The following is an 18,850-nucleotide window of genomic DNA, read 5'->3' as shown; positions in this document are numbered from 1 at the left end:
TCGCCTCGGGGACGGAGCGAGAAGTGGCTTGCGGCGCGCAACGAGTGGATTCAAGTCCGCCCGGACGATACCTCGGCGTATGAACCCAGGGGATCGCGTCCGCGTCGAACGCGGGGACGTCGAGAACGAGGGCGTCCTCATGCCGTCGACGACAGCGGACAACCTCGTCGTGAAGTTGCCCGGTGGCTACAACGTGGGCATCGCCCGCGACGACGCCGCGGTCGAAGTGCTCGAACGCGACGTGTACGACGTCGAGAGCGCGGGGGCCGGCGACGGCGACGAGTCGACCATCGAATTCGATGACGACCTGCCGACTATCTCGCTCATCTCGACCGGCGGCACCATCGCCTCGACGGTCGACTACCGGACCGGCGCGGTGACCGCGCAGTTCGACGCGGAGGACGTCCTCCGCGCGGTGCCGGACCTCGCGGGCCGGGCCAACTACCGCGGGCGCGTCGTCGCCAATATCCTCTCCGAGAACATGACGCCCGACGTGTGGCAGGACCTCGCCAAGGCGGTCCACGAGGAAATCGAGGCCGGCGCGGACGGCGTCGTCGTCATGCACGGGACGGACACGATGCAGTACACGGCGTCGGCGCTCGCGTTCATGCTCGATACGCCGGTGCCCATCGTCTTCACGGGGAGTCAGCGGTCGGCGGACCGCCCCTCCAGCGACAACGTGATGAACGCGGTCTGTGCCGTCGAGGCGGCGAAGAGCGACCGCGCCGAGGTGCTGGTGTGCATGCACGAGTCGCCGAGCGACGACGCCTGCGCGCTCCACCGCGGCACCCGCGTCCGGAAGAACCACACCTCGCGTCGCGACGCCTTCGAGACGGTCGGCGCGGAGCCAATCGGTCGCGTCGACTACGACTCCGAGACGGTGTCGTTCCGACGCGACGGCCCCGAGCGCGGCGACACCGACCTGTCGCTCGCGCCGGACCTGGAGACGAGCGTCGAACTCGTGAAGTTCACGCCGGGGATGAACCCCGCAGCTCTGGACCACCTCGACGACGCGGCGGGCGTCGTCATCGAGGGGACGGGACTGGGCCACGTCGCGACGGACTGGATCGACCGCATCGAGTCGCTGACCGACGCGGGCACCGTCGTCGCCATGACGAGTCAGTGTCTCGAAGGCCGCGTCTGTGACCGCGTGTACGACACGGGCCGGGACCTGCTGGACGCCGGCGTCGTCGAGGCGGGCGACACCCTGCCCGAGACGGCGACGGCGAAGCTGATGTGGGTGCTGGCGAACCGCGACGACCCCGCGGCGGCGATGGAGGAGTCGGTCGCCGGCGAGTTGCAGACGCGGTCGACCCCGTGGCTCTGAGTCCGCAATCCACAATCCACTTACCCCCGCTGGGACGAGAGAGAGTATGATTCACGTCGTCGGCGGCGGCATCGCCGGACTGGCGGCCGCGTACCGCCTCCAATCACACGGCCACGAGGTGACGGTGGTGGAGGCGAGCGACGACCTCGGCGGCTTAGCCGCGACGTACGAGACTGCCGGCGACGACATCGAGAAGTTCTACCACCACCTCTCGAAATCCGAGGAGACCATCGTCGAGTTGGCCGAGGACCTCGGACTCGGTGACCGCGTCGAGTGGCTGGTCGGCAAGAACGCCTACTACGTCGACGGCGTGGTCCACCCCCTCGACACCCTGCCACAGATAGCCGCCTACCCGGGTCTGAGCCTCTACGACACGTTCCGACTGGGGCTGTTGACCCTCGAAATCGACGTGCGCGGCGGGTGGCCGAAGTTCGACACCTACGACGACCTGACCGATTTCGAGGACGTTCCCATCAAGCAGTTCCTCCTCGAACACACCACCCGCGGCGTCTACGAGAACTTCTTCGAACCCCTGCTCGACGCGAAGTTCGGGGACCGAAAGGACGACGTGAGCGCCGCGTGGCTCCTCGGACGAATCAAGTTCCGCGGGGAGCGTGACCTCCGCCGCGGCGAAATTCTGGGCTACTTCGAGGGCGGCTTTGCCGTCCTCATCGACGCCCTCGTGGACGCGGTGGGCCGGGAGAACATCGTGACCGGTGCGCGCGCGACGGACCTGACGGTCGGGCCGGACGGCGTCGACTCGCTCACTGTCCAGACCGAAGCGGGGACGGAAACCCACCCGACCGAGGGTGTCGTCGTCGCGACGATGCCGAACGTCCTCGAATCGCTGACGGGGTACACCTGCGACATCGACTTCCAAGGCGCGGTCTGTGCCACGGTGACGATGGACGAACCCCTGACGGAGACGTACTGGCTCAACGTGGCCCACGACGCCCCCTTCGGGGCGCTCATCGAACACACGAACTTCGTCTCGCCCGCCCGCTACGGCGGCGACCACCTGCTCTACATCGCGAGCTACGTCCAAGACGAGTCGGAGGCGGTGTGGCAGATGGACGACGCGGAGTTGGAGACGACGTGGCTTGGGCACATCGAGGAGATGTTCCCGTCGTTCGACCGGGCGAGCGTCCGGGAGTTCCGCGTGGCGCGCAACCCGCGGGCGGCACCGGTGTACGAACGCGGCTATCTCGACATGGTGATTCCGTACGACCTGCGCGAAGAAGTCGGTGAGGGCGTCTACTACGCGGGGATGGCGAGTCGGGCGCAGTACCCGGAACGGAGCCTCAACGGCGGCGTCGTCGCGGGCTTCGAGTGTGCGGACCTGCTCGCGGACTAGTCCTCGTCGACGCCGGGTGCGGCCGTCACGTCCACGTCGTCGGGTTCGTCCGTCCCGCCGACGACGAGGTTCCCGTCGTCGTCTTCGACGTAGACGTCGTCGGCGAAGCCGCCCTCGGCGTGGGGGTGGACCGGGTCGTCGAGTCGTTCGGGCGTCGAGGGGGCGTCGGGGACGTCACCGCCGTACTCGCCGAGGGGGTCGGCGATGGTGATGCCGTGGCGCTCGAAGAACTCGCGGTAGCGGTCGTAGTGGGCGTCGAGTTCGTCGGCAGGGAACTCCATCATCTCGGTCCAGCCGTGGTTGTAGAAATCGAAATTCGCCTGGATGTGCGTGATTTCGCGGGCTTTGGCCTCGGTGAAGCCGGCGTCGAGGGCGTCGACGTAGGTGTCGAACGTCCGGTCGAAGAAGGCCTCCAGTCGGGGTTCGCGTTCCTCGCGGTGGCCCTCGGCGGCTTTCGACCCGAAGACGTCGACGTGCAGGTCGACGAGGCGGTCACGGACCATCTCGCCGACGACTGGCATCGTGAGCGCCTGTTTGGCGGCGAAGTGGCGAACGTTCTGACGAAGTTTCATTGTCGGTTGTTCGACTCGTTCGGCCTTCAAGCCACCGTTCCATCACACACTCTCCCACGGAATCAACGGTAGTCGAACCCCGGTATCGACGATTGCGGCGAATTTCGCAGATAACAATCGACATTAACCTGTCCCCCGAAACTTCGGCATATATGACTCAGTCGTATGTTATCATCGGCGACGGCATCGCGGGGAGTTCCGCCGCAGAGACGCTCCGCGAGGAGGCGCCGGACGCCGACATCACAGTCATCACGGACGAAGGCGAGGCACTCTACAACCGCATTCTCATCAAGGAGTTCGCGAAGGGCAAGCTCCCGGAGATGCCCATCTCCATCCACGAGCCGGAGTGGTACGAGGAGCGCGACATCGACCTGCAGCTCAACACGCTGGTCACGAACATCGACCCTGACGGGCACCGAATCAAGACCCACGAGGACGAAATCATCGAGTACGACAAGCTCCTCGTCGCGACGGGCGGGACGCCCACGCAGCTGCCGGTCGAGAACAGCGACGCCGAGGGCATCCACCACTTCTGGACGTTCCAGGACGCCCGCTCCATCCGAAATCACGCCGAGGACGCGGACACGGGCATCATCGTCGGTGCGGGCCTGCTGGGTATCGACCTCGCGGCCATCTGCGGTGCGCAGGACGTAGAGGCTCACTACCTGATGCGCGGTGATTCCTGGTGGCGCTACGCGCTCTCGACGGAGGGCGCGGAGATTCTCCACGACGCGATGCGCGAACGCGGCGTCGAACCCGTCTTCCAGAGCGGCGTCGACCACTTCGAGACGGACGACGACGGCCACGTCACGGCGGCCATCGACCCCAACGGCGACCGCTACGACGGCGACTTCGTCGGCATCGCCATCGGCCTCAACTTCAACACGGAGATTCTGCAGGGGACGGGCATCGAACGCGACGGCGGTATCTTCGTCGACGAGTACATGCGGACGAGCGCCGACGACATCTTCGCCGCGGGCGACATCACCCGGTATCACGACACCATCCTCGGCGAACGCGCCCAGAACGGTTCGTGGGACAGCGCCAAGGCGCAGGGCACTATCGCCGCGAAGAACATGCTCGAACCCGAATCCGAGGAGTTCCGCTTCGTCTCCTCGTACTCCATCACTCACTTCGACTTCCCCTTCCTCTCCTTCGGCCACCCGACCATCGGCGACGACGAGTGCGAACGCAAGTACTCCGACACCGAGTGGCGCCGACTGGCGTTCAAGGACGGCAAAATCGTCGGCGGCGTGCTCATCGGCGACCTCTCGCCCCAGAGCGCGTACAAGCAGTTGATGCGCGAAGGGCGCGTCGTCGCCGACCAGAAGGAAGCGCTCCTTCAGCAGTCCGTCGACCTCGACGACCTCGCGCAGTCCCAAGAGCAGTAACGCCCGTCGTCTCCGTTTTTCGACGATTCGCCGATAGTTCGCACCCCGGCAAAATATTTATCACGATTAATCACAATGTTTATGACATGGCCCGAGCCGTCGACACCGACTTCGACGTGAACCAGTCCGTAGTCGTGCCGAGGAGCGGTCGAGTACGGCACTTCGACGAACTCGACGAGCGCACGCAGGAGTACCTCGTCAACGTCACGGAGGGTGCATCGCCGCGTGACCCGACGACGCTTCCGGGGTTGTCGGAGGGCGATGTCGTCGTATTCACGGAGTACTACCGCATCGAGTAGGCGGACCGAAGCCGTTTTGTCTGGCCTCGCGATAGACCCGCTATGGACAGCAGCGGGACGATGACCCTCGCGTTCGAGTTCGAGGCGCTGAAGGAACTCGCCGACCCGAACGCGGTGTTCGACGACGCCCGGAAGTGGACGGAGTACGTGGGCGTCTTGAGCGACGAGCCGACCTACGTCGTCACGAACTTCACCCGGAAGCGACGCCTGCGACAGGACTTCTTCTCCGGCCCGCGGGGCGTCGAGGAGAGCCTCGACGGCGTCGCCGAGCAGTTCGAAACGGACCGCCACGTCTTCATCGGGACGACGGAGGAAGACCGGGCGACTGCGGAGGCACACGACTGGGAGTACCTCTCCATCGAGGAGGCCGCGGAGTTCGCGGAGTGGGACCTCGGCGAAACGGAGGACGCCGAAGACCCCTTCGAGGCAGAGACGCGCGACGACTGGCCGTAGCGACCGAAAGTCCTAATCGCGACGGGTCCTTGCCGATAGTCGATGAGCCACCAGCTGCCCGACGTGCAGGCAAGCCAGCCCGACGTGACGGTCGGACTCAGCCAAGTCGGGGTGACCGGCGTCGAGAAACTCGTCAAAATCGACCGAAACGGGAAACGCCCAATCGTTCTGATGGCGGAGTTCGAAGTGTTCGTCGACCTGCCGAGCGGTCGGAAGGGCATCGACATGAGTCGCAACATGCAGGTTATCGACGAGACGCTCGAACGCGCCGTCTCCGAACCGTCCTACCGGGTGGAGGAGGTGTGCGGCGACGTTGCCGAGCGCCTCCTCGAGAAACACGACTACACCTCCACCGCGGAGGTTCGGATGGAAGCCGACTACGTCACTCGCGAGAAGACGCCCGCATCCGACCTCGACACGCAGAACACGGCGACCATCATCGCCGGCGCCGTCGCCACCGAGGACGGCACTCGCGAGGAAATCGGTGCCCAGGTCACCGGCATGACCGTCTGCCCCTGTTCGCAGGGCATGTCCGAGGCGCGCGCCCGCGAAACGCTCAGCAGTCTCGGCGTCGACGAGGAGACGACCGAGGCGTTCCTAGACGAAGTGCCCCAACCCGGCCACTCTCAGCGCGGCCACGCCACCCTCACCATCACGAGCGATGGGTCGCCCGACGTTGACCTCCGGGACATTATCGACGTCGCTCGCGACGCGATGAGTGCCCGCATCTACAACCTCGCGAAGCGGCCCGACGAGGACCACATGACCTACCACGCCCACGCGAACGCCAAGTTCGTCGAGGACTGCGTGCGCTCGCTCGCCGAGTCCGCCGTGGAGGAGTTCGACCACCTGCCCGGAGACGCGGTGATTCACATGAAGCAGTCGAACGACGAGTCCATCCACCAGCACAACGCCCACGCCGAACGCGAACTCACGCTCGACGCTCTCCGCGAAGAAGTCGGCCAGTAACTACCGGGGCGCGGCCCGGAAATCCAGCGGCTCCGAGTCTTCCCACTGTTCCTCGAAGACGGTGTGCACGTCGTCGGCGAACGCGGCGTCCTTGAAGTCGATCATCGCGAAGGCCTCGCCGGAGTCGAGCGGATTCGGTACCTCGATACACACCTCTTCCCCGTCGATGAGGATGAACGTCCCGTCGATGGCAGCGGAGCGTCGACTCGCGTAGTTCTCGTGGTCACCGAGTCGCGTGGCGTAGGCCATCCGCAGGTCGTCGGAGACGGTGTCAACGAGTTCGTCGTCGACAAGCGCCGACACGGTCACGCCGCGGTCCAGCGCCGCCTCGAAGGCTTCGAGGACGCGCAGGCCAACGTCGCTGAGATCGACCTGTGGCGAGGGGATGCCGGCGGCGTGATGAATCTCCTCGTCGGCGGCCGAGAGGCGTTCCAGCAACAGGTCGATCGTCTCCTCCGGCCCGACCGCCGCGGTCCAGAACTGGCCGTCGACGGGGTTGGCGGCGTCGAGGTCGTCGACCAGGTCCGCGGCGACCGCCTCGTAGCGCTCGGCCTGCTGGTCGAGCTCCCGCTTTCGTGCCTCTACGAGGCGGTCGAGTGCCGTATCGGGTTCGACCGCGATGTACTTCTTGGGGCGACTCGCGGCCTGACTCCGCACGAGGCCGTTGCCCTCCAGTCCGTTGAGCACGTCGTAGATACGGCCCATCGGCACCTCGCTCGACGTCGACAACTCCTTGGCGGTTGCCGGAGCCTCGTCGAGAAGTGCTTGATACGTCCGGGATTCGTATTCCGACAGCCCGAGGTCGCGAAGTGATGCCATACGAGCGGGAAGAGACCCGGACTCAAAAACGAATCGGCTGTTTACTCGGCGAGCGACGCGACGGCGTCCGCGAGGTCGGACGGCGACGAGACGGTCCGCGAGCGATCGCCGACGGCGACGACGGCCGTACCCGACTCTGGCTCCGAGGCGTCCGGGACGACGACCTTCTCGTGGTCTGCGATTCGGAGCGCGGCGCGGTGGAGGTCCGAGCCGGCGCCTTCGCCCACCGAGACGACCAGCGAGTCGCCACAGAGTCGCGCACAGACAGCGCCGTAGCCGGCGACCTGTACGCCAAAGCGGTCCCACGCCCCCGCGAACGCACCGACGGCGTCGCGGGCGACGGTCCGATAGCGGTCGTCACCGGTCAGGACGGCGAGGTCGAGGAACGCGTCGGCGAGGGTGACGGCGCCGTCGAGGGGATAGAGCGGTCGGTCCAACAGCCCCGGCCCCGTCGCGGGACCGTCGCGGAACGCGTCGCCGTCGAAGAGTGCGTCGATGGTCCGGTCGGCGACGCGGCGCGCCATCTCGAGGGCGTCGTCGTCGCCGAGTACCTGTGCGGCGCGGACGCCGGCAGCGACCGTGTGCGCCTGGTCGTCGAGACAGCAGGTCGGTGCCGCGTCGTCGGCCCAGTGGCGGACAGTGCCGTCGTCGTCGACGAACTCGGACTGGAGCGTCGAGAGCGCCCGCCGGGCGTAGGTCCGTGGCTCGTCGGCGTCGGTGTAGGCGGTGAGCGTGAGGAGGGCGTCGACGGCGAGGGCGTTCGAATCGGCGAAGGCGGTCAGGTCGGTTCGGGTGCCCGATTCCGTCTCGGGGCCTTGGCTCCCGCCGAAGGCCGACCCGTTCCAGAGGTCGTCGGTCAGGAACTCGACGGTCCGGTCGGCGGGGCGGCGATAGGCCTCCTCGCCGGTGTAACAGTAGGCGTGGGCGAACGCGCGGACCAGCGCCGCGTTGTCGGCGAGCAGTTTCGCCCGGTCGGGGTCGCCCCAGTCGCGGGTCCGCGCGTAGCGGTAGAAGCCGCCCTCAGACTCGTCGAACAGGCCGCGGGTGACGGCGTCGAGGGTCTGGCGGGCCTTCGCCCGGTCGCGCTTGAGGGCGAACTCGATAGTGTTCGGGAGCGGGAACTTCGGAGAGTCGCCCCACCCGCCGAACTCTGCGTCGAACTGGGCGTCGAGCTGGCCAGCGAGGTGTGCCTCGATGCGGTCGGTCACCTCGCCCGCGGGCGGCGGGTCGCCCCCGAGCGACCGGGGAACGCGGCCGGCGTCCATGCCGCTGGCGTCCCATCGCTCGCGCACGCGGTCGATCACCTGTCGCATGCCGTCCGGGCCGAGGAAGCCGGCGCCAGCGATGCGTTTCCCATCGGGGGTACAGAAGACGGTGGAGGGGAAGCCGCCGACGTTGTAGCGTTCGCGTACCCGCGGGTGTCGGTCGACGTCAACGCGGACGGGGACGAACCCGTCGTTCAGGTTGGCCGCGATTCGTGGCTCGCCGTAGGTTCGGGCGTCCATCTCGTGACACTCGCCACACCACGTCGCCGTCAGCACGAGGAGGACGGGCGCGCCGCGCCGACGTGCCTCGTCGAACGCCGCCGTCCCCCACTCGCGCCACTCGACACGCGTCCCGTCGGTCATACGACCCCTGAGTGACGGGCGGGCCTAAGGGCTTCGTCCCGGCGTCAAAAGGGCTATGGGCGGGGGGCCGATAGTGGGGGTATGCGCCTGCGCTGGGTGATCGCGCTGCTGTTGCTCATCCCACTGGCCGACGCCCTGTTTCTCGTCGTCGTCGCCGACGCCATCGGCGCGCCGATGACCGTCGCGCTGGTCGTCCTCACCGGCCTCATCGGTATGCTGCTGGTCCGGGCCGAGGGCCGACACACGGTTCAGCGCCTCCAGCAACGACTCGCGACGGGCGAGGTTCCCACGAAGGAGCTCATGGACGGTGGCCTCCTCATCGCCGCCGGGGCCTTCCTGCTCACGCCCGGCCTCGTCACGGACGCCATCGGCTTCCTCATCGGCGTGCCCCTCACTCGCGCGCCGATTCGGGCCGGCCTCGAACGCCTCGTGGTCCGCCCCTACCTCGACAAGAAGAGCGGCGGATTCGTCAGCGGCAACGTCTACATCGGCGGCTTCCCGAACGAGAGCGGCGACGACGACGTGTACGACGTGGACGGGAGTTCGTACCGGGTCAACGACGAGTGACTCCCCGCCTGTTGGTCGACCGACGGGAAACGAAAAGAAACTCTTAAACAAACGACGGCGCAAGCAATTGATGCGCTCACTTGGGCCAATAGCTCAGTTAGGTTGAGCGCTCGGCTGATAACCGGGAGGTCCGCGGTTCAAATCCGCGTTGGCCCATCCAACTTTCCGGGGTTTCCCCGGGACTGGGGCCGCAACTCCCCAGCCAACTCATTTCGGTTTCACTTCATCGCGAGCGGTGTCTCTAAGAGACAGTCCCGAACGCGCCACCGAGAACACTCTTTATTGGCTTCCGGTCGAACGCCCGCCCATGGCGTCGCCCTCCACCCGCCTCGCTCTCTGTCTCGTCGTCGGCCTCTTCGCCGGCGTCCCACTCGGTATCCTGTTCGTCCCCGACCCGACGGGCGTCGTGGCGTTCGTCGCGACGATGCTCGGCACCACCGCCATCACCGTCGCTCTGTATCGGAGCGACTGGCTACGCGAGTGACGCTTCAGAGCCCCAGCGTCTCGGCATGCCGGTCCAGAATCTCGTCCAGCGTGCGCGTCTTCTCGGCGAGTTCGTAGCGGACGCGGACGACGGGCACGTCGACGTCGATCAGTCGGGCGAGGTCGTGGGGCGTCCCCGACACCACCACGTCGGGGTCGGCGTTGCGAATCGTCGCCTCCAAATCGTCGACCTGCCCCTCCGAGTAGCCCATCGCGGGGAGGACGGTGTCGAGGTGGTCGTACTGCTCGAAGACCCGTTCGAGCGACCCGACGGCGGCGGGTTCGGGGTCGACGATATCGCTCGCGCCGTACTTCCGGGCCGCGAGCAAGCCGGCGCCGTGGGACGCGCCGCCGTGGGTGAGCGTCGGCCCGTCTTCGACGACGAGGGCGCGCTTGCCCCTGATGGCGGATTCGTCGGCGGTGACGACGGAGTCGGCGTGGAGAATCTCGGCGTCGGGATTGGCCTCGCGGACGTTCTCCTCGACGGTCCGAATGTCTGCGGCGTCGGCGGTGTTTTCCTTGTTGATTAGGACGTAGTCCGCGAGTCGGAGGTTCGCCTCGCCGGGGTGGTAGCGCCGTTCGTCGCCGGCGCGGTGTGGGTCGGCGAGGACGACGTGCACGTCGGGGGCGTAGAAGGGGAGTTCGTTGTTGCCGCCGTCCCAGACGATGACATCCGCCTCGGCCTGTGCACGGTCGAGGATGGCGGCGTAGTCGACGCCCGCGTAGACGACGTGGCCGCGTTCGATGTGACTCTCGTACTCCTCGCGTTCCTCGATGGTGGCGTCGTGGGCGTCCAGGTCGTCGAGGCTGGCGAATCGCTGGACGCGTTGGGCGGCGAGGTCGCCGTAGGGCATCGGCTCTCTGACGACGACGACCGTCGCGCCGCGGTCGTCGAGCAGACTGGCGAACTTCCGGGCGGTCTGGGACTTACCACACCCGGTTCGGACCGCGTCGACGGCGACGACGGGCACGTCGGCGTCGAGGGTCATCCGGTCGGGGCCGAGAAGACGGAAGTCCGCGCCCGCGGCGAGGGCCCGCGACGCTTGGTGCATCACGTACTCGTGGGACACGTCGGAGTAGGAGAAGACGACGGTGTCGACGTCTTCCTCCGCGACGACCGTTTCGAGGTCCGATTCGGGGCGAATCGGGATGCCCTCGGGGTAGCCGTCGCTGGCGAGTTCCGGGGGGTAGCGACGGCTCGGTGGCTCGTCGAGTTCGCCGAGGTTCTGCGCGTCGGTTCGGGTGAACGCGACCACCTCGTAGGAGGGGTCGCCGCGAAAGACGGTGTTGAAGTCGTGGAAATCACGCCCCGCGGCGCCCATGATGACGATTCGGGTCGGCATACCGACTCTCGTCTCGCGCGGCCGGATAGTTCCCCGGCCACACAGGTGAGGGCGCACCACTAACTGGCCGGCGCGTGTCGGGCGGGTATGGCGACTCCGGGCACGAACGCACCAGTGGTCGTCGCACTCGGCGGAAACACGCTACTCGGCGAGCACGGGCCGTGGACGGCGGCCGAACAGCGCGAGGCGGTCGAAGCGTCGGTGGCGACACTCACCGACGCGGTAGCGACGGACGGACTCGTGCTCACGCACGGCAACGGCCCGCAGGTGGGGAACCTGCTCGTCCAGCAGGCGGCGGCGAGCGAGACGCCACAACACCCGCTCGACGTGTTGGTCGCGGAGACGCAGGCCCAAATCGGCTATCTGCTGCAGCAGGCGCTCGACAGCCAGGGAGGAGCGATGGCGATGACGCTCGTGACGCAGGTGGTAGTCGACGCCGACGACCCTGCCTTCGACGACCCGACGAAACCCGTCGGCCCGTTCTACACCGAGACGGAGGCCGAGACGAAGCCGTTCGAGACGGCCCGCGTCTCCGACGGGAAGCGCCCGTACCGTCGCGTCGTCCCCTCCCCGGACCCGGTCGAAGTCGTCGAGGCGGAGGAAATCGCCCGCCTTCTCGAACGCGGCGGGCCGGTGATATGCGGGGGTGGGGGGTGGCGTCCCAGTCGTCCGCGACGACGGCCTCCGTGGCGTCGAGGCCGTGGTCGACAAGGACCTAACGAGCGCGTCGCTGGCGACGGCGCTCGGTGCCGACACGCTCGTCGTGTTGACCGACATCGAACACGCGTACGTGAACTACGGCGACCCGGAGCAACGGGCACTGGGCGAAATCGCCGCGTCGGACCTCCGCGCGCACCTCGACGCCGACGAGTTCGCCGCGGGGACGATGCGCCCGAAAGTCGAGGCATGCCTCCGATTCGTCGAGGCCGGGGGGGGGGAGCGAGCGGTCATCACCACGCCGGAGAACCTACCCGCCGCGCTGGCCGACGAGACGGGGACGCGCGTGGTTCCGTAATCGGCGAGACGAAGCATCCATAGCGACTGATCGGCCACAAGTTTCTTGGTATGACGTGCCATACCATAGTTTAGAGAGGTGATCGGACAGTCTATCGAGAGAACTCACCACCCGTGACATGCCGCACGAGCCTCGTGACTAGCCGCCTTTCGTCCCCGTCCGTTTTCGCGCACCCGAACCGTTAACACCCAGTCTGACCGAATCGACGGTCGATGGGTGTCGTACTGAGCCTAGTCGCCGACGTGTCCTACGACCTTCGGCGCCTCCACGGCCTCTGGATGCGAATCGCCTTTCCACAGCTGCGAGAGACACATCCGGTCGTGACTGGGTGGGAACCGACGACGACGGGCGAACGAGCGTGCTACACCGCTTGGTCGCTCCTCGGCGTCGTCGGCCTGGTCGTGGGGTATCCGTTCGCCGTGGTCGGCCTGCTGGCCCGGTTTCACGTCCGCCGATTCGACCGCACGGCGACGCGATTGGGCGCCGTCGGGACCGTCCTCCTGGCTGCCCTCGTCTGGGGCGCGCTGACCGCGCTCGCCCGTCTGCGCTTCTCGACGACCGGCTTTCTCGCCGTCGCCGCCGCGGGGAGCGTCGCCGTCGTCGCGACGATACTCGCCCTCCTGTTCCGGCGCGTGGGCGGGCGCGTGACCACCGTCCTCGTCGCCTATCCTTTCGCCGTCGTCGCCGTCTTCCTCCCGCCGGTGGTCGCCGCGCTCTACTCGCCGACGCTCGCGAGCGCCGTCTTCCCCCGGAGCGAGACGCTCGCAGTGTGGCTGCTCGACTCGCTCTTTGCCTACCGCGGCCTGAACACCCTCCTCCGACAGCGGTTCGAACTCGTGGGATTCGCGCACGTGGGGCTGTGGGGCGGCATCGCGGTACCGGTCGGGTGGGCGCTCGGCGTTCTCGTGACCCTCGCCAATCTCGTCCGACCGAGCGGCGAGGACGAGGCATCGACCGAGGGATAGACACCGCCAAGTGCGCGGAGCGACTTCGGCCAGTGTGGTCGTTATCGTGACCTGCGAAGAGTGTGGCCGAGGGTACTCACACACGCGCTTCGTCGGTGACCCGGACCGACACGGCGCCCGCCCGATTCAGTGTCCGAACTGCTATGCCTATCTCGGGCGGACGAAACAGGAAGAGTAGACCGTCGCTGTCGTCGTTCGACTTCTCATCTGCCAGAACGTAGCGGGAGGTAGATTTGAACCACGGTCGTTCCGCTCGCTTCGCTCACGTCACTCCCTGCTTCAAATCTACTGGGCCGTTTCGAGCGGACGGTTCACTCGTCGCTCCGCTCCTCGTTCACGATGTCCGCTCGAAAATAGCGGGAGGTAGATTTGAACTACCGATCTCCGGGTTATGAGCCCGGCGGAATCTCCTGGCTATCCCATCCCGCTACTGGGTTCTATTCGCGAGACGGCGTTAAGGGTTTTGAAATCCAGCTAGCCCGCACCGTCGGCGAAGCGCTCGGGCAACTCCTCGACCGAGCCCACCTGGACGGCCCAGAGGTCGGCGTACAGACCGTCGCGCGCGAGGAGTTCCTCGTGGGTGCCCTGCTCGACCAGTCGGCCGTCGTCGAGGACGAGAATCTGGTCCGCGTCGCGCACCGTCGAGAGGCGGTGCGCGATGGCGAAGGTGGTCCGGTCGGCGGTCAGGTCGGCGAGTTGGCGGCGAATCACCGACTCCGTCTCGTTGTCGACGTGGCTCGTCGCCTCGTCGAGGACGAACAGGTCGGGGTCGGTCAGGAGCGCCCGCGCGATAGCGAGGCGTTGGCGCTGGCCGCCCGAGAGCTTCACGCCGCGTTCACCCACGGTGGTGTCGTAGCCGTCGGGCAACTCGGCGACGAACTCGTGGGCGCCGGCGCGTTTCGACGCCTCGATTACCGCCGCACGGTCGGCGTCGGCCCGCCCGTACCGGACGTTCTCCGCGACGGTGCCGTGGAACAGGTACGGCTCCTGACTCACGTAGCCGACGGCCTCGCGGAGACTGGCGCGCGTCAGGTCGCGCACGTCGTGGCCGTCGATGCGAACCGACCCGGAGTCTGCGTCGTAGAATCGGAGGAGGAGCTTCAGGAGCGTCGTCTTGCCCGCGCCCGTGGGGCCGACGACGCCGACGAACTGGCCGGGGTCGACGGTGAACGTCACGTCATCGAGGACGACTTCCTCGGTGCCGGGGTAGCGGAAGGTGACGCCCTCGTAGGCGACGCGGCCGTCTGGGTCGACGAGGTTGACGGCGTCGTCGGACTCGGGGAGTCGGGGGCGGCGCTCGTCGATGCCGAGGATGCGCGCGGCGGCGGCGCGGGCGTACTGGTAGTCGTCGAGCACCTCGCCGACGCGTCGCATCGGGTAGCGAAACCGGCGGCTGTAGAGGAGGAAGGTGACGAGGACGCCCGGCGAGAGGGGTTCGGTGAAGACCAGCGGCGGGCCAAAGAGCACCCACCACCCGCCGAGCAGGAAGGTGAGCGCGTAGCCGGTGGCGGTGAGCACCCGAAGGACGGGGAAGAAGGCGACGCGGACGCGGATGGCGTCCCACTGGTCGTCGAGATACGCGCGCGACGCGTCGGTGACGCGTCCGCTCTCGAAGTCCTCGTTCGTGTAGGCTTTCACCGTCTCGATGCCGCCGAGGTTGTTCTCCAAGCGGGCGTTGAGCGTCCCCACTCGCTCGCGGACGGCGCCGTATTTGGGCTGGATGCGGCGCACGAACCCCACGGAGACGGCGACGAGAAGCGGGACCATCAGCAGGGCAACGAACGCGAGCTGCCAGTTCAGCCAGAACATGATGGCCGCGATGACGACGACGCGCGTGACGATACGCATCGCGTTGTGGAGCCCCGTCGTCAGGAACTCCTCGAGTTGGTTGATGTCGTTGTTGAGGACGCTCATCACCTCGCCGGTCTGGGTCCCCTCGAAGAAGGCGAGTTCGAACCCCTGGACCGACCGATAGGCCGCGGTCCGCACCTCGTGTTGGAGGTGTTGGGCGAAGTGGTTCCACGCCAGACTGTTGACCCACGCGAGCGCCGCGGCGGTGAGATACAGACCGAACGCGAGGCCGACGAGCAAGACGAACTGCTCGCGCGTGGCGGTGGGGAGCCACGCGTCCGGAATCAGCGGGAGCGAGAAGGGACGCTCGTTCGTGAAGAACACGTCGATGGCCACGCCGAGCAGGTAGGAGGGGACGAGTTCGAGCGCGATGGAGAACACGCTGGCGACGCCGCCGAGGACGAATTCGGGGAGATGGGCGCGGCCGTGCGTCGTCAGCACGCGACTGAGCGGTGCGTCGTGGTCGCCCGCCGGTACGGCGTCCCCGGACACGACCACACGAACGGGACGGGCGACCAAAACACCACGTACTGCGATTCGGCGAACCTTTGAAGGAACTCGCGGGTGCAGACGGGGTATGGTCGAAGCGTTTGTCAGACTGGTGTGTCCCGAATGTGACAAGGACTGGGAGGAGGCGCCGACAGACCTGCCCAGTCACCGGAAGAACTTCAGTTGCCCAGACTGCCACGCGACCCGACGGCTCGCGGAGTTCATGCGGACCGAACGGGACCTGGAACTCGTCAAGCAGTTCGAGGAGTAGTTAGAGGTCGGGGATTGCGGACAGCGCCCCGCAGGCGTCGCATTTCAGTACCGTGGCGCCCTGCTCTTCGACCAGCCGCGTGTCGGGCGACTCACACTCGGAACACGTCACGAACGATTCGACGTACTCGTCGAGAGCGTCCGCCACGCGCGACTGCTTGAAGTCGCCGGTGAAGCGCGCTCGCCCTCGGTCGTCGATGCTTGCGCTGGTGCCGAGTTCCGACTGGAAGAACTTGAGGAGGTGCTCCTCGTCTCGGTTCAGTCGGTCGTAGGTGGCCTGAAAGTTCTCGTAGATGGTTACGTTGCCCTCGGGTCGAACGTCGGGGTCGGGGACCTGAAATCGGTCGGCCGCGTCGCCGACTTCGGGCGTCTCGGTGAGCGCGCGTTCGAGACTATCTTCGTAATCCATGGATAGACGTGACAGCGGGCGCGACTAAAACGTTTCAGAAGCGGTCGGGGTTGGACGAATCTTCCCGTGAACCGACCGATTGGGGTATTGTGGGGTGTGTCACGACCCGTCGAATGACACACTGTCTCGATAGACGCATGGTAACTCCACTCAAGATAATAATATAACCTTCGACTTGCTATGGATGGTTGTTATGAAGAAGCAGGAGCTCATTCACCTGCACGGCCTCCTCGCGGAGGTAGAGAAACAGTGCGCAGCGTGGCATGACGACGAAATTGACCTGACCGCCTATGAGGAGATGGGGGTACGACCCACATCGATTCACAAATCGAAGACGGACCACAAGGCGGCTGTTTTCAAACTGGCAAAAGGCATCACTTCTTCCTTGGATACGACCGAGGAGCGCGTCGCTCCTCACGCAGACTGAGTTCGACGGCACAGTGTAGTGCCTACCCGACACCACCCCCACTGAGTCACGACGCCGTCACTCGTCGACGAGTTCTTCGAACTCCGGAATCAGGTCGTCCTCGTCGTCGGTTTCTTCGGCCGCGTCGGACTCTGTCTCCTCCGCTGCGTCGGACTCCGCCTCGTCGTCGTCTGACTCGATAGTATCCACGTCGAGCACGGAGAGCGGCACGTTGTCGAGTCGCTGCCCGATTTCCTTGCGCGCGATGCGCGAGGCGTGTTCCTCTTGCTCGACGTTGAACACCTTCATCTCGAGTTCGAGTGCGACGAGTGCCTCGTCGGCGGCGATGAACGCGGGCGGCAGCTCTTCGCCCGACGGCGACGTCCGAGACCCCATCTCGATTTCGACGTAGTTGAGGTCCGGGTTCAACATCTCGCCGGTCTTGGCGATGGCAATCCGGATCGCCTCGTCGGGGGTCGCTACGTCGTACACCGGAACTGCGGCCTCGACGACGACTCGACAGTCCATACCACACTACACTTGTATATCCACCGTCATGAAATTTCGCCCCGACAGGCTGTGGGAAACCCTCGGAGTACCACACTTGAACGTCCGAACAACTGATTTTCGATATATCGCTATATACCGTACTATAGCCGATTTTCGGCACCTAATCGGAATACTTACTTGAACAGATACTGAACTGATTTCCATGAGTCAAGGGACGGAACGACTCCGGCGGTATCTCGACGACGAACTCGGCGAGTGTCGGGCCGAAGACGTCGAGCAGCGACTCGACGAACTCGGTACGCTCGAAGCGACGCTGGGGACGGCACAGGCGCGGGCCGAACTCGACGTGCTCTCGGCGCTCGCGAGCGAAACGCGCTACACGCTCGCGCGAGCGCTCGTCGCCGCCGGCGAGGAGCTCTGTGTCTGTGAGTTACACGCCGTAGTCGACGTGAGCGAGAGCGGCCTGAGTCACGCGCTCTCGACGCTCGTCGAGGCGGGACTGGTCGAGAGCCGGAAGGACGGCCGCTGGAAGAAGTACCGCGCGACGAACCGCGCCGTCGCGCTCGTGACGGTGCTGGAGGGAAGCGTCGATGAGTAACGCCCACGAGCACGGCCCGAACTGCGACTGTGCGAGCTGTGGCGACCCGCGGGGGATGGACGTCCTGGACAAGTACCTCACCGTCTGGATTCTCGGCGCGATGGCCGTCGGCGTCGGCGTGGGGTACGCCGTGCCGTCGGTGACGGAGCCAATCGGGAACCTCCATCTCGTCGAACTCGGCCTCATCGTGATGATGTACCCGCCGCTGGCGAAGGCAGATTACTCGCGACTGTGGACGGTCTTTCGGAACTGGCGCGTCCTCAGCCTGAGCCTCGTCCAGAATTGGCTCATCGGCCCGACGCTCATGTTCGGCCTCGCCGTCGTCTTCTTCGGCGGCGTCGTCCCCGGCCTGCCCGCGCGGCCCGAATACTTCCTCGGCCTCGTGTTCATCGGCATGGCCCGGTGTATCGCGATGGTGCTCGTCTGGAACGAACTCGCCGAGGGGTCGACGGAGTACGTCACCGGGCTGGTGGCGTTCAACAGCATCTTTCAAATCGTCACCTACGGCGTCTACGTCTGGCTGTTCGGCCTCGTCATCCCGCCGCTACTCGGTCTCGAATCACTGGTCGCCGGCGTCACCACCTTCGACGTGACGCCGATGCAGGTGTTCCGCGCCATCGCCATCTTCCTCGGAATCCCCTTCGCGGCCGGGATTCTCACGCGCTACGTCGGCACGCGAGTGAAGGGGGAGACGTGGTACGACGAGGAGTTCGTCCCCCGAATCGACCCGCTGACGCTCGTCGCCCTCCTCTTTACCGTCATCGTCATGTTCGCGACGCAGGGTGGCGCCATCGTCGCGTCACCCGGTGACGTGCTCCTCATCGCCGTTCCGCTCACGATTTACTTCGTCGTGATGTTCCTCGTGAGCTTCGGCATGGGGCGAAGCATCGGCGCGGACTACTCGACGACCACCGCCATCGGCTTCACGGCCGCCTCGAACAACTTCGAGCTCGCCATCGCCGTCGCCGTCGCGGTGTTCGGCGTCGGCTCCGGCGTCGCGTTCACCACCGTCGTCGGCCCGCTTATCGAGGTGCCCGTCCTACTCGCGCTGGTCAACGTCGCGCTCTACTTCCAGCGCCGATTCGACTGGCGTGGCCGAACCGACGACCAACCGACCACCACCTCCGACTGA

General features: G+C 66.3%; 22 protein-coding genes, 2 tRNA genes and 1 pseudogene. 17 read left to right on the top strand and 8 right to left on the bottom strand.

What is annotated here, in order from left to right; translation table 11 throughout:
* Positions 1–79: 79 nt before the first annotated feature.
* A complete protein-coding gene (gene gatD / locus BLU18_RS08530; RefSeq protein ID WP_092633995.1) occupies positions 80–1,327 on the top strand; it encodes a Glu-tRNA(Gln) amidotransferase subunit GatD in 1,248 nt (415 codons plus the stop codon).
* A 46-nt stretch (positions 1,328–1,373) separates the two neighbouring features.
* Positions 1,374–2,681: an NAD(P)/FAD-dependent oxidoreductase gene (locus BLU18_RS08525; protein ID WP_092633993.1), complete on the top strand. Its 1,308-nt coding sequence runs from the start codon at positions 1,374–1,376 to the stop codon at positions 2,679–2,681.
* Here BLU18_RS08525 and BLU18_RS08520 read toward each other — a convergent pair.
* Positions 2,678–3,253 carry a DUF6149 family protein gene (locus BLU18_RS08520; protein WP_092633991.1) on the bottom strand — a complete coding sequence of 192 codons (576 nt, stop codon included), beginning with the start codon at positions 3,251–3,253 and terminating at the stop codon, positions 2,678–2,680. The two genes, BLU18_RS08525 and BLU18_RS08520, sit on opposite strands and share 4 nt — an antisense overlap.
* A 152-nt stretch (positions 3,254–3,405) precedes the next feature.
* Here BLU18_RS08520 and BLU18_RS08515 point away from each other — a divergent pair, with 152 nt between their 5' ends.
* The 4 genes from BLU18_RS08515 (at position 3,406) to mptA (ending at position 6,365) form a co-directional block, all read left to right on the top strand.
* Entirely contained in the window at positions 3,406–4,644 is a 1,239-nt protein-coding gene (locus BLU18_RS08515) for an NAD(P)/FAD-dependent oxidoreductase (RefSeq protein WP_092633989.1), read from the top strand.
* A gap of 86 nt (positions 4,645–4,730) precedes the next feature.
* Positions 4,731–4,943 (top strand): DUF7979 domain-containing protein, encoded by a 213-nt coding sequence (locus BLU18_RS08510; protein WP_092633987.1) that lies wholly within the window; start codon positions 4,731–4,733, stop codon positions 4,941–4,943.
* 42 nt (positions 4,944–4,985) lie between these two features.
* A complete protein-coding gene (locus tag BLU18_RS08505) occupies positions 4,986–5,396 on the top strand; it encodes a DUF7124 domain-containing protein (protein WP_092633985.1) in 411 nt (136 codons plus the stop codon).
* Between the two features lie 42 nt (positions 5,397–5,438).
* Positions 5,439–6,365, top strand: coding sequence for a GTP cyclohydrolase MptA (mptA, locus tag BLU18_RS08500; protein WP_092633983.1), 927 nt, complete (start codon positions 5,439–5,441; stop codon positions 6,363–6,365).
* On the opposite strand, the gene BLU18_RS08495 is transcribed toward mptA, so the two are convergent.
* The gene (locus tag BLU18_RS08495; protein ID WP_092633981.1) at positions 6,366–7,184 is read right to left on the bottom strand and encodes a TrmB family transcriptional regulator; all 819 of its coding nucleotides are present in this window, start codon (positions 7,182–7,184) and stop codon (positions 6,366–6,368) included.
* A gap of 41 nt (positions 7,185–7,225) precedes the next feature.
* Positions 7,226–8,812: a DUF255 domain-containing protein gene (locus tag BLU18_RS08490; RefSeq protein ID WP_092633979.1), complete on the bottom strand. Its 1,587-nt coding sequence runs from the start codon at positions 8,810–8,812 to the stop codon at positions 7,226–7,228.
* A gap of 81 nt (positions 8,813–8,893) precedes the next feature.
* On the opposite strand from BLU18_RS08490, the gene BLU18_RS08485 reads away from it, so the two are divergent.
* The 3 genes from BLU18_RS08485 (at position 8,894) to BLU18_RS14860 (ending at position 9,863) form a co-directional block, all read left to right on the top strand.
* Positions 8,894–9,379 carry an FxsA family protein gene (locus tag BLU18_RS08485; RefSeq protein ID WP_092633977.1) on the top strand — a complete coding sequence of 162 codons (486 nt, stop codon included), beginning with the start codon at positions 8,894–8,896 and terminating at the stop codon, positions 9,377–9,379.
* An 82-nt stretch (positions 9,380–9,461) separates the two neighbouring features.
* Positions 9,462–9,535, top strand: a tRNA-Ile gene (locus tag BLU18_RS08480).
* Between the two features lie 151 nt (positions 9,536–9,686).
* Positions 9,687–9,863 carry a hypothetical protein gene (locus BLU18_RS14860; protein ID WP_176791214.1) on the top strand — a complete coding sequence of 59 codons (177 nt, stop codon included), beginning with the start codon at positions 9,687–9,689 and terminating at the stop codon, positions 9,861–9,863.
* A 4-nt stretch (positions 9,864–9,867) separates the two neighbouring features.
* On the opposite strand, the gene BLU18_RS08475 is transcribed toward BLU18_RS14860, so the two are convergent.
* The gene (locus BLU18_RS08475; protein WP_245697934.1) at positions 9,868–11,205 is read right to left on the bottom strand and encodes a cyclic 2,3-diphosphoglycerate synthase; all 1,338 of its coding nucleotides are present in this window, start codon (positions 11,203–11,205) and stop codon (positions 9,868–9,870) included.
* A gap of 87 nt (positions 11,206–11,292) precedes the next feature.
* Between BLU18_RS08475 and BLU18_RS15255 the strand changes: the two are divergent.
* The 4 genes and pseudogenes from BLU18_RS15255 to BLU18_RS15180 form a co-directional block, all read left to right on the top strand.
* Positions 11,293–11,799, top strand: a pseudogene (locus BLU18_RS15255) (carbamate kinase); the annotation flags it as partial.
* A 106-nt stretch (positions 11,800–11,905) separates the two neighbouring features.
* Positions 11,906–12,220 (top strand): amino acid kinase family protein, encoded by a 315-nt coding sequence (locus tag BLU18_RS15025; protein ID WP_245697932.1) that lies wholly within the window; start codon positions 11,906–11,908, stop codon positions 12,218–12,220.
* 212 nt (positions 12,221–12,432) lie between these two features.
* Complete coding sequence (locus BLU18_RS08465) at positions 12,433–13,185, top strand: hypothetical protein (RefSeq protein ID WP_092633975.1); 753 nt, start codon at positions 12,433–12,435, stop codon at positions 13,183–13,185.
* A 46-nt stretch (positions 13,186–13,231) separates the two neighbouring features.
* A complete protein-coding gene (locus tag BLU18_RS15180) occupies positions 13,232–13,363 on the top strand; it encodes a hypothetical protein (RefSeq protein WP_281241035.1) in 132 nt (43 codons plus the stop codon).
* Between the two features lie 176 nt (positions 13,364–13,539).
* Here the strand turns inward: BLU18_RS15180 and BLU18_RS08460 are convergent.
* Positions 13,540–13,614, bottom strand: a tRNA-Met gene (locus BLU18_RS08460).
* Positions 13,615–13,659: 45 nt separating this feature from the next.
* Positions 13,660–15,528 carry an ABC transporter ATP-binding protein gene (locus BLU18_RS08455; RefSeq protein ID WP_245697931.1) on the bottom strand — a complete coding sequence of 623 codons (1,869 nt, stop codon included), beginning with the start codon at positions 15,526–15,528 and terminating at the stop codon, positions 13,660–13,662.
* An 85-nt stretch (positions 15,529–15,613) separates the two neighbouring features.
* On the opposite strand from BLU18_RS08455, the gene BLU18_RS08450 reads away from it, so the two are divergent.
* Positions 15,614–15,796, top strand: a complete 183-nt coding sequence (locus tag BLU18_RS08450; protein WP_092633971.1) for a DUF7836 family putative zinc-binding protein — start codon at positions 15,614–15,616, stop codon at positions 15,794–15,796.
* Here BLU18_RS08450 and BLU18_RS08445 read toward each other — a convergent pair whose 3' ends face one another.
* Positions 15,797–16,204, bottom strand: coding sequence for a translation initiation factor IF-2 subunit beta (locus tag BLU18_RS08445; RefSeq protein WP_092633969.1), 408 nt, complete (start codon positions 16,202–16,204; stop codon positions 15,797–15,799).
* A gap of 193 nt (positions 16,205–16,397) precedes the next feature.
* On the opposite strand from BLU18_RS08445, the gene BLU18_RS08440 reads away from it, so the two are divergent.
* Positions 16,398–16,631: a UPF0058 family protein gene (locus tag BLU18_RS08440; protein WP_092634553.1), complete on the top strand. Its 234-nt coding sequence runs from the start codon at positions 16,398–16,400 to the stop codon at positions 16,629–16,631.
* 57 nt (positions 16,632–16,688) lie between these two features.
* Here BLU18_RS08440 and BLU18_RS08435 read toward each other — a convergent pair whose 3' ends face one another.
* Entirely contained in the window at positions 16,689–17,138 is a 450-nt protein-coding gene (locus BLU18_RS08435; RefSeq protein ID WP_092633966.1) for a DUF555 domain-containing protein, read from the bottom strand.
* A 184-nt stretch (positions 17,139–17,322) separates the two neighbouring features.
* Here BLU18_RS08435 and BLU18_RS08430 point away from each other — a divergent pair, with 184 nt between their 5' ends.
* Together BLU18_RS08430 and arsB are read left to right on the top strand one after the other, a co-directional pair.
* Complete coding sequence (locus BLU18_RS08430; RefSeq protein WP_092633964.1) at positions 17,323–17,718, top strand: ArsR/SmtB family transcription factor; 396 nt, start codon at positions 17,323–17,325, stop codon at positions 17,716–17,718.
* Positions 17,711–18,850, top strand: coding sequence for an ACR3 family arsenite efflux transporter (arsB, locus tag BLU18_RS08425; protein WP_092633962.1), 1,140 nt, complete (start codon positions 17,711–17,713; stop codon positions 18,848–18,850). Before BLU18_RS08430 ends, arsB begins: the two co-directional genes overlap by 8 nt.

The organism is Haloplanus vescus (assembly GCF_900107665.1).
GTDB lineage: Archaea > Halobacteriota > Halobacteria > Halobacteriales > Haloferacaceae > Haloplanus > Haloplanus vescus.
Note: the sequence above shows the minus strand (reverse complement) of the source record. Positions and strands in the feature narration are given on the sequence as shown.